The sequence below is a fragment of the Kitasatospora sp. NPDC096147 genome, from assembly GCF_044763225.1.
Lineage (GTDB): Bacteria > Actinomycetota > Actinomycetes > Streptomycetales > Streptomycetaceae > Kitasatospora.
The window spans coordinates 309,073-322,077 of sequence record NZ_JBIWFX010000007.1; the positions used below are offsets into that span (position 1 = coordinate 309,073).

A 13,005-nucleotide genomic window follows, 5' to 3' on the forward strand; every position below is an offset into this window, starting at 1 on the left:
CGGCCGGGCCGTCAGGGGGCGGCGGCGGTGACCGGTTCGGGCTCGGCCTCCGGCAGGTCGCGCAGCCGTCGCAGCGGCGAGAGGAGCAGCGGGACGGGCACCAGCAGGAAGCCGACCGCGCAGACCCAGAGCGCGATGCGCGGCCCGGCCGCATCGGCGACGGTGCCGCCGAGCAGCGCGCCGAGCGGGAGCGTGCCCCAGACCAGGAAGCGCATGGTGGCGTTCATCCGGCCCAGCAGGGCGGGCGGGCAGAGCGCCTGACGCAGGCTCACCTGGGCGATGTTGTAGACCACGGCGGTGAACAGCACCGCCGCCGAGCCGACGGCGAACAGCACCGGGGCGGTCGGCCCCGCCGAGAGCGGCCAGAGCAGCGCGAACGGAGCCCCGGCCAGCACCGACAGCCAGATCACCCGGGCCTGGCCGTAGCGCGCGGCCAGCCGTCCGGCGCAGAGCGCCCCGGCCAGCCCGCCGAGGGCCGAGACCGAGAGCAGGACGCCGATCGCGACGGGGGACAGCTCCAGCACCCGGACCCAGAAGACGGTCTGAACGGCCATCAGGACGGCGGCGAACAGATTGGACAGGCCGGTCGAGGCCGCGATGGTCCGCAGCAGCGGGTGGCCCAGGACGAACCGCACCCCCTCGGCCACCTCGGCCCGCAGCGAACTGCCGGGCACCGGCCGCGGCTGCTCCTCCTCGGCCCGGATCCGGCGCAGCAGCAGGGCCGAGGCCAGGTAGCCGACCGCATCGGCGACGATCGCCAGCGGGGGGCCGAGAAGTTGGACCAGCCCGCCGCCGAGACCGGGGCCGACGATCTGGGCCGAGGAGCGGACGGTCTCCAGCGCGCCGTTCCCGGCCACCAGCCGCTCGCGCGGCAGCAGGGCGGGCAGGTACGACTGGTGGGCCACGTCGAAGAAGACCGTGGCCACCCCGGTGAGCAGCGCCACGGCGTAGAGCTGGGCCATCGTCAGCACCCCGGCCAGCGCGGCCGGCGGGATCGAGCCGACCGCGAGCAGCCGGACCAGGTCGGCCCGGATCAGCACCGGCAGCTTGCGCATCCGGTCCAGCCAGGCCCCGGCGGGCAGGCCGACCAGCACGAAGGCCGCGGTCTCGGCGGCGGTCAGCAGGCCGACCTGGAAGGCGGTGGCCTCCAGCTCCAGCACGGCGACCAGGGGAAGTGCGACCAGGGTGACCTGGCTGCCCGCCTGACTGGTGGCGGCGCCGAACAGCAGCTGCCGGAAGTCGCGGTGGGCGAGCAGGCGGTCCTCGGTCGGACGGGGTTCGTCGTTCACCTGATCGACTCTCGGTCACGACTTCGACACGGAGCAAGCACTTCGATCATTTCCGGCCCCGCCCCGCCGTCCGGTACCGGACACCGCTCCGGCGCCCGCAGGAGGCGCCCACGCGGCCCGTCGCCGGACCGTGATCCGCAGCCGGCGCCACCCCGGACCAGCGGCGTTGCCCGGTGCCCGCCGCCGGGTCGGGGTGTCCACCGGAGTGTCCGATATCCGGGCCTTCACTTGGGCGTCATCGGACGGTCCCTCAGAACATGGCCGGATCACGGCACCCGGCTCCGATCGCCGCCGCCCGGACCACCCGGCAGGCCTGCCCGTTCGGGCAGCTCGGCACCGTCCGACCGCCCCGGGCTGCGGCCCCTGCGCGCCGGGCGGAGAGTGGTGGTATGGCCCTTCCGAACTACGGGGTCGCCATCGGAAGCCTGCACGACTTCTCCCGCGACCCGACCCACGACTTCGGGCAGTGGTACCACGGGCACCTCTTCCTCCGGACGCCCGTCGGCGTCTACCAGAGCGCCCTGGACGTGGACGCGCCCGGCAGCGTCGGTGTGAGCTACCGCGTGGTGGACGACCTCACCCGCACCGACATCACCGGCCTGCGCTCCCTCCCGGACGGCTTCACCCACCTGGTCTCCTCGTCCTCCTCCGGTGCCCTGGACTACGTCCGCTCCCCACTGCTGCGCAACCGCCGCTGGTTCGAGTGGCTGTCCGCCGCCACCCTGCGGGTCCACCTCGCGCTGGCCCCGCACCCGCCCGGCAGCCCGATGTTCGGCCCGGACCTCTCGGACACCCTGGCCGGCTCGGTGAACGGGCTGCGCCGACGGCTGCTCGGCCTCGGCGGCTACGACCACCTCCGGCCCTACCTGCGCTTCTTCCCCTGGACCGCGAGCGACGGGGACAACGCGCTGGACGTCCTGGTGCCGCACCTGGAGGCCGCCGAGCGGATCTACGTCTTCGGCCAGGCGTTCACCACCGGCCTCGGCGTCCACGACGTACACCTCAACCAGGGCGACCCGCCGGGCAGTCAGTGGTACGACGACAACGGGCCCTGGCAGGACGGCGCGGTGCTGTGCGAGCGGCCCGGCGGCCACGTGGTGGTCTGGCAGATCAGGTTCAACACCCAGACCCTCGACACCGGCGAGGACGGCCACCCCCGCTGATCCGCCGGATCCCCCGGCCCGGCGGCGGCGGGAAATCGCTACCGTGCCGAAGTACGGTCGTCCTAGGGTGCTCCGGCCGACTGCTGCCTGCCGAGAGGACCCCCGTAAACGCGCGCTTCCTGGCCATCGAGGAGATCACCGAGGTGCCCGCCGTGGCCGTGGTGGTCGACGTCATGCGGGCATTCACCACCGCCGCCTGGGCCTTCGAGCGGGGGGCCGAGCGGATCGTGCTCGCCGGGTCGCTCGACGAGGCACGGGAGTTGAAGGCCCGTCACCCGGACTGGGTGACGCTCAAGGACGGGCCGCCCGCGCCGGGCTTCGACGCCGTGAACTCGCCCGGCCGGCTCCGCACGGCCGACCTGGCCGGGCGGACGGTGGTGCAGAAGACCACTGCCGGGACGGTCGGAGCGCTCGCCGTGCAGGACGCCGGGCTGGTGCTGTGCGCGAGCTTCGTGGTGGCCGGGGCGACGGCGGGGCTGCTGCGGGAGCGCGGCGCGCAGGACGTCACCTACGTGGTCACGGGGGAGCGGGGCCGGGCGGAGGAAGACCTGGCCTGCGCCCAGTACATCGCGCGCCGGGTGGACGGCCCGGTGGACCCGGCGGCGTACCTGCGGCGCGGGGCCGGGTCGCTGGCCGCCGAGGAGTTGGCGCAGGGCGTCCGGGCGGGGGTGCACCCCGACGACGTGGCGCTCTGTCTGGAGCTGGACCGCTTCCCGTTCGCCCTGGTGGCCCGACGGGAAGCGGAGCTGACGGTGCTGCGGGCGCAGCCGGTGGGGAGCTGAGCAGGGGCTCGGGGAAGGGTTGGGCTGGGCTGGGGAAAAACCGCTTGCGCAGCCCTGCGGGGCCGCTGTTATGGTGATCGCGCTGTTGTGAGTCCGGAAGTCCCGAGGAGGTGTGTCCGAATGGTTGCCGCCGTGACGCGGCGCGCTTCTTCGTGCGCGCCATACGCCTTCTTCCGTTCCCAGCCCACCGGCTGACGCCGCGTCACCCCTGACGCTCCTGGTGGGCCGACTCCTCAGGAGCCCCCCAAGTGCGCGAGCGCTTCGCCGACAGTGATTCCTTCTCCCGCATCCGCCCCAAGGGCGGTGCCCGGCGCGGACGCCGGACCGATCGGTTCGACGACGTCGAGCCGGAGTACTTCTTCCCCGAGTCCCTCGACGCCTCCTCTGCGGAGGAGGACCCCGCCACCGAGGCCCTGCCCGCCGGTGACGGCCCGGCCGAGGGCGACCGCTGGTCCACCTGGGACCAGTCCACCCCGACCGAGAAGGGCCCCGAGCCCCGGCCGGCCTGGGTGGTGACCGAACTCGCCGCCGTCGACACCGAGCTGGGCATCGTCAAGACCGGCAAGGAGGCGGACGTCTTCCTGCTGGAGCGGTCCGTGCCCGGCACCGGCCGGCGGACCCTGATGGCCGCCAAGCGCTACCGGGACGCCCAGCACCGGATGTTCCACCGCGATTCCGGCTACCTGGAGGGCCGTCAGCACAAGGAGTCCCGGATCAGCCGGGCGATGGCCAAGCGGACCTCCTTCGGCAAGGAGGCGATCGCCGGGCAGTGGGCGGCGGCCGAGTTCTCCGCGCTCTGCCGGCTCTGGGAGGCCGGCGTGGCGGTGCCCTACCCCGTGCAGATCACCGGCACCGAGCTGCTGATGGAGTTCGTCGGCGACGAGCACGGGGTGGCCGCCCGGCGGCTCGCCCAGTACGCCGCCGAGGAGGTGGACGTGGCCGACCTCTGGGACCAACTCGGCCGCAGCCTCTCGGTGCTGGCCCGCCTGGGGTACGCCCACGGCGACCTGTCGGCCTACAACACCCTGGTGCACGAGGGCCGTCTGGTGATCATCGACGTCCCGCAGATCGTGGACGTGATCGCCAATCCCCGGGGCCGGTCCTTCCTGGAGCGCGACGTCCGCAACATCGGCGCCTGGTTCGTCTCCCGGGGCCTGCCGGAGGCCGCGGTCGGCGAGCTGGTCGAGGTGCTCGCCTTCGACGCCCGCCTCGACTGACGAGCGGCTTCGCGGCCGGCCCCGGCCGCGAGGCCGCCGACCGTCCGGGTCGGCCGAGAAGGTCGCGGCGCTGGTGACGTCAGTGATGTCCTTCGCCGCCATGTCGTCGGACCGGGTGCACTGCCTGGACCGATGGCGACGGGCGGGCGGTACCGGAGAGCTTCCGGTACCGCCCGCCCGCCTGTCGCAGGTCGGCTCAACTGCGCGGCGTAGCCGCCTTGGTGGTGACCGAGACGTAGTCCACCCGCATCGGGTGGCCGGGCTCGGTGGCCGGGCCGACGGTGCCGCCGTAGGCGGCGGGGAGGTTGCCGCCGACCGCCACGTTGAGGATCAGCAGCAGGCCCCGGCCGACCGCCCGGTCCCAGACCGCGCGGTCCATCGAGGCGGCCGACACCCGGTGGAACTCACGGCCGTCCAGGTACCAGCGGACCTGTTCGGCGCCGACGCTCTGGTCGACCTCCACCGCGTAGGTGTGGAACGCCGACCGGCAGCCCTGGCACGGGACTTCGCCCGAGCCGAGACCCTTGGGCTCCTGGCAGGGGCCGCCGTCCAGCACGCCGCAGTGCATGGTGCCGAAGACCGCGTCCCGGCCGTTGACGTTCTCCATGATGTCCAGCTCGCCGATCGCCGGCCAGCCGGTGTACCCGTTGCGCAGCTCGCCGCCGAGGGTCCAGAAGGCGGGCCAGTAGCCGGCCGCCGCCGGGCCGGTGACCTCGGGCAGCGCGATCGAGGCCTCGATCCGCATCACTCCGCCGGGGGCCGGCTTGAGGTCGGCCCGCCGGGACTCGATCCGCCCCGAGGACCAGGCGCCGTCGGCCGCGCGGGTCGGCACGATCTCCAGCGCACCGCGACCGTCCAGCCGGACGTTGTCGGTGGAGTCCGTCATGGTCTCCAGCTCGCCGGTGCCCCACTGCGGAGCTGGGCAGCCGGGATAGCAAGTACCCAGGTCGTACTGCCAGTTGGCAGCCGAGGGTCGACTGCCGGACGGGCCGTCGAAGTCGTCCCGGAACAGCTGGGTCCAGCCGCCGGCCACCGGGGACTGGCCGCCCGCCACCGGTCCGGCGCCACCGGCCACCGGAGCGGTACCGGGCCGCGGGGGCACCAGCCCGGCCTCGGTGAACAGCCGCTCCAGGCGCGGGGTCAGCACCACGGCGGCGACGTTGGTGATGTGCGCGTCGTCGCGGTAGAGCAGGATCCGCTCCCGCACCGCCGGGCACGTCTCGCCGGAGGGCGGGCAGAGCACCGGGTTGACCGAGACGGTCTGCACACCGGGCATCCGCCCGGCCACCACGGCCTCGGCCAGCGGGTCGGGCCACTGCGCCTTGCTGCGGTCGAAGGCGCAGGCCGCCGGGTCGGCGGTGTGGCCGGAGACGCAGGCCGGCACGTCGGTGCCGGGGACGGGGGTGTCCTGGAGGTAGACCACCGGGACGCCGAGCGCGCGCAGCGGGGCGAGGGTCTTCTCCCAGCCCTGGAGCAGCAGTTCCGGGTTGTCGGTGTAGCGGTTCAGGGTGGAGATCACGATCAGCTTCGGCTTGGGGCCGCGCTGGATCCGGGCGATGGCCTCGGCCCGCCAGCTGTCGCACTCCCGGTAGGTACGACCCAACTGCGGGTTCACCACCGTGAGTTCGGGGAGCGGGCAGCCCTGCTTGACCAGCTCCTCCAGTGCCCAGCCACGCTCGGCGGCGATCGCCAGCATGGGGGAGAACCACTGGCCGGCGTGCGAGTCGCCGAGCAGCACGATCCGGTCCGGGCTGGTGGTCACGCCGAACAGGCAGGCGGGGCTGGTGACGGCGGTCGGGTCGACCTCGCACTCGCCGTCCGGCGGGAAGTCCTGCCGGGCCTGGATCGCGTCGGGCACCACCGGCCCGCCCTTGGCGGCCGGGCCGCCCTGGACCAGCAGGGTGGGGCCGTCGGGGGCGCCCGGCGGCAGGCCGAGCAGGTCCACCGGCTTGGCCGGACCGAGCATCCGCAGGGTGCCGGTGCCGACCACCAGGGCCAGCACCACCGGCACGATCACCGCCGCCAGGCCCAACGAGAGCCCACGGCGCGGGAGTTCGGAGAGGGTGTGGTTGTGCCGCAGCGGCGTCTCGATCCAGCGAAGGGCGGCCATGGCGGGCAGCACGGCGGCGGCGGTGAGGGCCACCTTGACCGGCCAGGAGAGCTCGCCGAACTGCGCCTCGGCCAGGATCAGCACCGGCCAGTGCCAGAGGTAGAGGTTGTAGGAGAGCCGGCCGATCGCCCGGGGTGCCCGGGTGCCGAGCAGCCGGTTGACGCCCTGGTCGGTGCCTGCCCCGGTGCGGTCGGGGGTGCCGGCCAGGATCACGGCGGCAGTGCCCAGGGTCGGCAGCAGGGCGGCGTAGCCCGGGTAGGGGGTCGAGGCGTCGAACAGCACCACGCCCGCACCGATCGCCAGCAGTCCGCCCCAGCCGCAGAGCTGACGCAGCGTCCGGGTGGAGGGCAGCAGGTGCCAGGGCAGCAGCGCGAGCAGCGCGCCCACGCCGAACTGCCAGGCCCGGGACGGAGTGCCGAGGTAGGCCAGCGAGACCGACCCCTTGGTCCAGTACACCGCGAGCCCGAAGGAGGCCGCGGTGAGCCCGGTGGCGATCACCGTGGTCACCGAGCGGACCGAGCGGCCCCGCCGGGCGGCCCGCCCGGCGAAGAACACCACGGCGGCCAGCAGCGGGCCCCAGAAGAGGTAGAACTGCTCCTCCACCGCCAGCGACCAGAAGTGCAGCAGCGGGCTCTCGTCCCGCCCGGCCGCCAGGTAGTCGGTCTGCTGGGAGATGAAGCGCCAGTTCCCGACCGACAGCGCCGCCGCCAGGACGTCGTACTCCAGGTCGGTGCGGCGCAGCGGCACGGTGAGCCAGGCACCGGCCAGCGCCACCACGCCGAGCACCAGCGCGGCCGAGGGCAGCAGACGGCGGGCCCGGCGGGCGAAGAACTCGCCGAGCCGGATGCGCCCGGTGGTGACGGCCTCGCGGACCAGCAGGTGGGTGATCAGGTAGCCGGAGACGACGAAGAAGACGTCCACTCCGACGAAGCCGCCGGCCAGGCCGGGCACCGAGGCGTGGAAGGCCAGCACGGCCAGCACCGCGACGGCGCGCAGGCCCTCGATGTCGCCCCGGAAGCCGGAGGGCCGGGGCCGGGCGGCCGGGCGCGAGGGCGCCGGCCGCTGGGCGGGTATGACGTAGGAGGTGGGACGGAGGTCCGAATCCACGGACGAGGACATCGGTGTGACGACCTTTCAGCCCAGCCAGGGCAGCATGGGACGGACCCAGCCGGAGGCGAGCAGAGCGACGAGGACGAGGGCGGCGGTGGCGGCGAGCGCCTCCGGCCAGCGGCGGGGCAGCATGGCCCGGCGGGCCCGGCCGGCATTGCGGGACTCGACCGACTCGGAGGCGCCCGGCACCAGTTCGATCAGCAGGTCGCGGATCAGCGGCAGGCTGATCTGGAGCTGCACCGCGACGTAGAGGGCCAGCCCCCAGGTGGGGCCGACGCCGAGCTCGGCGACCGCGAGCACCAGGCCCACGGCGGCGGCGCCGACCGAGCCGACCAGCCAGATCAGCGAGACCACGGTGACCTGCTGGGCCAGCTTGCCGGACTTGGACTTGCCCGGACCGGCCGTGCCGGTGGGCACCCAGGCGGCGCTGCGCCCGCGCAGGGTGTGCCAGAAGGCGGCTCCGGCGGCGACGCTCATCAGCACGTTGGCCCGGATCACCTCGATCCGCCAGCGGGTGCGGCTGATCCGGGGCAGCAGCACGTGCCAGAGCCAGAGCGGCGCGAGCAGCGGCAGCACGTGCCAGGGCCGGATCTCGTCGGAGTACCAGAACAGCATGACCAGCGGCGGCAGCGGCGCGGCGAAGATGTTGACCACGGTGGTCAGGTAGCCGACCACGCCCTCGTAGAAGCACAGCCGCATCCGCCAGGGTGCGCCGATCCGCTTCAGCTCCGGGGTGGAGAGCAGGTGCAGGTTCCCCATCGCCCAGCGGTACTGCTGGTTGACGAAGGAGGCCAGGTTGTCCGGCGAGGTGCCCTTGGCCACCAGGACCGGCACGTAGAGGGTCTTGAACCCCTGGGCGTAGAGCGAGAGTCCGGTGAACAGGTCCTCGCTGTGGTCCAGCCGGGCGAAGCCGCCCGCCGCGTCGATCGCGGAGCGGCGGTAGACCGCGTTGCTCCCGCAGCAGATGGCCGCGTCGCTGGCGTCCCGGGAGGGCTGGATCCACCGGAAGAACCACTCCTGGGCGGAGCCGGCCGCGCGCTGGATCCAGCCCATCGACTCGTCGGTGTCGAAGCACTGCGGGCTCTGCACGATGCCGATGCCGGGCTCGGCGAAGTACGGCACCAGGTGGCGCAGGAAGTCCGGCCGGGGCGCGAAATCGGCGTCCAGGATGGCGACGAACTCGCCCTTGCTCAGGGTCAGCGCGTGGTTGAGGTTGCCGGCCTTCTTGAACTCGCCCCGGTTCGGGCGGACCACGTACTCGTAGCCGTGCGCGGCGGCCAGCTGGGCCACCTCGGGCCGGTCGGCGTCGTCCAGCACCCAGACGGTGAGCGCGTTCGGCCACTCGACCTCGGCGACCGCCCGGTAGGCGTTGCCCAGCACGTCCAGCGGCTCACCGCAGGTCGGCAGGTAGAGGTCGACGGTGGGCAGTTCGGCCGGGTGCCAGGCGTTGACCAGCACCTCGTGCGACTGCCGGGTGAGCCGGCGCTGGCGCAGGCTGTTGACCGAGGAGAGGGCGAGGGCGACGAGGTTGACCGCCAGCACCACGAGGAAGGCCCAGAGGGCGGGGGTGCGCAGCGAGAAGGTCAGCATCGTCACGGCGGTGAAGCTGAACGCCGCGGAGGTGCAGATCAGCACCCAGCGGCGCTGCGGACCGAAGTACCAGTAGAGCTCCTGGTCGGAAGGTGGTTGAGGTAGGTGATGGACAGTCATGAGGCCCCCACAGCCGTGCGTTTCGACAGCGTCCTGGGAGGACCGTACCGCAATTGGTATAGACCATTGCGCACAGGACTGTGAGGTGAGACGACCAGTGGGTGAACCCTTGCCCTCGTTGATCATTCCGTGCTCGCAGGCCTGCGGCCGGGCGATCGCAGGGCCACGAACGGGTCCATAGCCGCTCGACTTCACCGGCCCACGGGGTGGTGGGGAGGCCGGCGGGCGGTCCGAACTGCCCTTTCGGGCAGCCGGAGCGGCCCCGGGGGGAAGCTGACGCCGGATCAGGGGGTCGGTGGGGCCGGTGGATTCTTCATCAGCTGTTCACCGCCGTTGGCCCGGGTTCACGGCCGCGAACGGCCTTGACCGGCCGGGACGGCCGACGGAGCGGGCGCCCGGCGCGGACGCCCCTGCGGCCCGCCGAGCCCGCCGCACACCCCGGCCCCGGCCGCCGTGCCGCCGCCCCGAACGGGAGCCGACGCCGGGACCGGTGCCACCGCCGGCAGCGGCTCTGATCATCGTGGGCTCGGGCACCCTGGTGCCGGGCCGTCGCTGTAGGTGCAGCCGAGGTCCTACCGCTCGTCAGGGCCGCAGGCGGGTGCTCCGGTGCGGGCTCGTCCGTGCTCCGCCGCTCTCACCGGCTCGGCTGCGGGGCGGTGGTGGCGGGCGTCGAAGGGAGCGGGGGTAACTCGGTGTGACGGACGGTCAGGCCGCCCTCGATGACGGGGGCGAACGGGGCCGGGCCCATGCAGGTGCCGGTCCGGCCCTCCACGGGCTTGCCCGAGGCGTCGGTGTCGACGTTGGCCACGCCCCAGCCGAAGCCGAAGCGGTCGGGGACGCCGGGACTACCGCTGTCGTAGACGCTGAAGCCGCGCCGCTGACCGACGGTGTCGGTCATCTCGGGGTCGGCCCTGGTGATCAGCATGGTGAAGGTCGCGGTCCGGTCGCCCGTGACCAGGCAGTCGACGGTGCCCTCCGAGCGGACGGTCCTGTTCAGCGCGGGGGTGTAGTGGGAGACCTTGACGGTGCCCCGGGCGTCGGTCGGCAGCCCCTGCGGCGCCCCCTCCATCGGCCGGCTGAACGGCGCGGCCTCGGCCTCGAACTCGAAGCGGATGTCATCGTCCGGTGAGTAGGCGTAGCTGAGCCGCACCCTGCCACTGACCGCCGCCGTGGCAGGGGTGGCAGTGGCGGCAGCGGTCGGGGTACCGGCCGAGGCCGGGGCGGGCTCCGGTGTCCGGCTGCCGGCGCAGGCGGTCAGCCCGAGCAGCAGGGCGGTGGCGGCGGTCAGTGCGGCGATCGGCCTGGCGGTGGTGTGCACGGTGAACGTCCTTGCTCTCGGCGGGAGTTGACCCCGATTCCGTGGAGGGCTCCAGCCTCCCGTCCGGGCCGGAACCGCCCAAGTGCCGTTCGGCAGGTTCGTGCGCACCGGCACCCGTGCCGAACGGCACCCGGTGCCGGCCCGGCCACTCCGGTCGTCGCTGCGTCGGAGGCGGTCGAGACTCGTAGTGGGGCGGTGACGGATCGTCAGTATGCGTTGAGTACTCTTCTCGCCTGTTCGGTCCACAGGCCGATCCGCAGATGCGGCAGCGCCAGCAGCGGGGCCACCAACTCCCGGACGACGGCCACCAGTTCGGCCGCGCGATCGAGGTCCCAGAGCAGGATCAGCCGTGGCCGGGCATCGCGGCCGAGCTCCGCCAGCAGCTCGGCCGGGGTGCGGGAGCCGAGGAAGAGCTGCTCGGCGAGCAGCCAGACGGCCGCGTCCAGGCTGACGCCCGCCCCCGGCAGCAGAGCCGCGGGACGGTGCCCGGCCGGCGCGCCGAGCGTGGTGGCCGCGGTGGCCGGCCAGGTCACCAGGTGCGTCTTGCCGGAGCCGGGGGCGCCGGCCACCCGGCAGATCCTCGGCGCCCCGGGGTCCTCCGACCAGCCGAGCACCGCGCGCCCGGCCGCCTGCCGTCCGGCGCGCAGTGGGGGCAGCCAGTCCCTGACGTTCGGCATCCGGTGTTCGTCCTTCCTCGGGGGCGGGCCCTCGGGTGGTCCGGTCCCGCTGCGAGCGGTCGGCGGCCATGGGTTCCGGGCCGCCGCCCGGGCGGTGACGGATGGTCAGGTGCCGCGCTGGTGGCTACGTGGTGGGGTGGACCTCGGCGGCGAGGTCGTCGGCGACCAGGGCGATGACGGCGCGGCCTTCGATCCGGGTGAGCCAGTGCTGCGGCAGCCGGGCGTCGCCGTGCAGGGTGCCCAGGAGGTTGCCGCAGATCGCGCCGGTGGAGTCGCTGTCGCCGGAGTGGTTGACCGCCAGCAGCAGCGCCCGTGCGGTGTCCCCGACGGGGTCGTGGGCCCCGGGGTGGACCAGCGCCGCGTAGACGGCGATGGCCAGTGCCTCCTCCGCGACCCAGCCACCGCCGAGGCTCTCCACCTTCTCGGGCGTCGGCGTGCCCTGGGCCGCCAGGTCCACCGCTCCCCGCAGCGCGACGCTCGTCTCCCGGTGGCCGGGGTAGCGGGTGAGCAGGCCGAGGACGCGCAGCACCGAACCGGGCAGTGACTCACCGTCCGTCAGGTGGCGGACCATCGCGGCGAGGGCGCCGGCGGCGTAGTAGCCGGTGGGGTGGCCGTGGGTGATCCGGGCGCTGCGGGCGGCGGCCTCGAAGGCGTGCTGCGCGGTGCCGCCGGTGAAGCCGAACGGGGCGGAGCGCATCACGCTGCCGCAGCCCTTGGAGCCGGGGTTGAGCGGGCCCGGGGTGCCGTCCAGCGGGCCGTTCGGGTCCGGGACGTGGCCTTCGCGCAGGCCGGAGAGGCAGGCCAGCCCGGGAGCGCGGCGGTCGTAGAGCCAGAGCTCCTCGCGCAGGGTGCCGGTGCGGTGCGCGACGCCGTGGGCGGGTGGCGGGTCCTCGTGCTGCTGGGTGTCCAGCCAGCGCAGGTAGGCCTCCTGGACGTGGGCCGTCCCGCCGCCGACCGGGACGCCGCGACTGCGCGCGTCGGCGATGGCGCGCTGCCAGCCCTCGGCGGTGAACAGGGTCATCTGGGTGTCGTCGCTGATCCGGCCGACCTGGCCGACCTGGTCCCGCACCAGCTCCGTGATGCCGCTCGGTCCGTACCGGGCCCGGATGTCGGCCAGCGACAGCGCCTCGACCGGATAGCCGAGCGCGTCACCGATCGCCCCGCCGAGCAGGCAGCCGCGCACCCGCGCCCGGAAGACGGCCGACTCCGCCCACCCTGCGTCCCCCACCGCACATCCCCCTGAGCTGACGATCGGTCACCCGCCCGTTCGCGCGCCCGACCTTACCGTCCCCGGCGACGGGGGTGGCCGCCGACCGGCTCACACGGGTCGGCACCAACGGCTGACCGGGCGAGGTGACCGCATCACCGCATCACCGCAGCGGCACGGCGGCCTCCGTGGGCGAACCGGACAGTCCCGGCCACCCGCTCGTCCCCCGGTGACCGCCCCGCCTTCCGGGCCCGGTCGTCGGCCGGGGCCGCCGCCCACGGGCGAGCGCCGGACCGGAACTGACGGAGCGTAACAGCCCCCCTCGGCTGCACAGGTGAATCCCGACTCGGACGGGTCGTGGCGCGAGTGGAGTGATCCGTTACCCGGTTCCACTCGTACCATGCGCACTAGACATCGCACCG

General features: G+C 73.9%; 9 protein-coding genes. 3 read left to right on the forward strand and 6 right to left on the reverse strand.

Translation table 11 applies throughout. The annotated features are described in order from the left end of the window. Positions 1-11 precede the first annotated feature (11 nt). Positions 12-1,289, reverse strand: coding sequence for an MFS transporter (locus ACIRBX_RS23550; RefSeq protein WP_402299106.1), 1,278 nt, complete (start codon positions 1,287-1,289; stop codon positions 12-14). A gap of 389 nt (positions 1,290-1,678) precedes the next feature. Between ACIRBX_RS23550 and ACIRBX_RS23555 the strand changes: the two genes are divergently transcribed. The 3 genes from ACIRBX_RS23555 to ACIRBX_RS23565 all read left to right on the forward strand — a co-directional run bounded on the left by ACIRBX_RS23555 (position 1,679) and on the right by ACIRBX_RS23565 (position 4,451). Next, positions 1,679-2,452: a DUF2278 family protein gene (locus ACIRBX_RS23555; protein WP_402299107.1), complete on the forward strand. Its 774-nt coding sequence runs from the start codon at positions 1,679-1,681 to the stop codon at positions 2,450-2,452. A 143-nt stretch (positions 2,453-2,595) separates the two neighbouring features. Then, positions 2,596-3,234, forward strand: a complete 639-nt coding sequence (locus ACIRBX_RS23560; protein WP_402299109.1) for a 2-phosphosulfolactate phosphatase — start codon at positions 2,596-2,598, stop codon at positions 3,232-3,234. Between the two features lie 248 nt (positions 3,235-3,482). Next, on the forward strand, positions 3,483-4,451 hold the full coding sequence (locus ACIRBX_RS23565) for a serine protein kinase RIO (protein WP_402299111.1): 969 nt from the start codon (positions 3,483-3,485) through the stop codon (positions 4,449-4,451). Between the two features lie 196 nt (positions 4,452-4,647). Here the strand turns inward: ACIRBX_RS23565 and ACIRBX_RS23570 are convergent, their stop codons facing one another. The 5 genes from ACIRBX_RS23570 to ACIRBX_RS23590 all read right to left on the reverse strand — a co-directional run bounded on the left by ACIRBX_RS23570 (position 4,648) and on the right by ACIRBX_RS23590 (position 12,604). Further along, positions 4,648-7,680 (reverse strand): acyltransferase family protein, encoded by a 3,033-nt coding sequence (locus ACIRBX_RS23570; protein WP_402299113.1) that lies wholly within the window; start codon positions 7,678-7,680, stop codon positions 4,648-4,650. A 15-nt stretch (positions 7,681-7,695) separates the two neighbouring features. Next, a complete protein-coding gene (locus tag ACIRBX_RS23575) occupies positions 7,696-9,381 on the reverse strand; it encodes a glycosyltransferase family 2 protein (RefSeq protein WP_402299114.1) in 1,686 nt (561 codons plus the stop codon). A gap of 634 nt (positions 9,382-10,015) precedes the next feature. Then, positions 10,016-10,699, reverse strand: coding sequence for a hypothetical protein (locus tag ACIRBX_RS23580; RefSeq protein ID WP_402299116.1), 684 nt, complete (start codon positions 10,697-10,699; stop codon positions 10,016-10,018). 206 nt (positions 10,700-10,905) lie between these two features. Then, complete coding sequence (locus tag ACIRBX_RS23585; RefSeq protein WP_402299117.1) at positions 10,906-11,376, reverse strand: hypothetical protein; 471 nt, start codon at positions 11,374-11,376, stop codon at positions 10,906-10,908. 124 nt (positions 11,377-11,500) lie between these two features. Beyond that, positions 11,501-12,604, reverse strand: coding sequence for an ADP-ribosylglycohydrolase family protein (locus tag ACIRBX_RS23590; protein WP_402299119.1), 1,104 nt, complete (start codon positions 12,602-12,604; stop codon positions 11,501-11,503). Between the last annotated feature and the right edge of the window lie 401 nt (positions 12,605-13,005).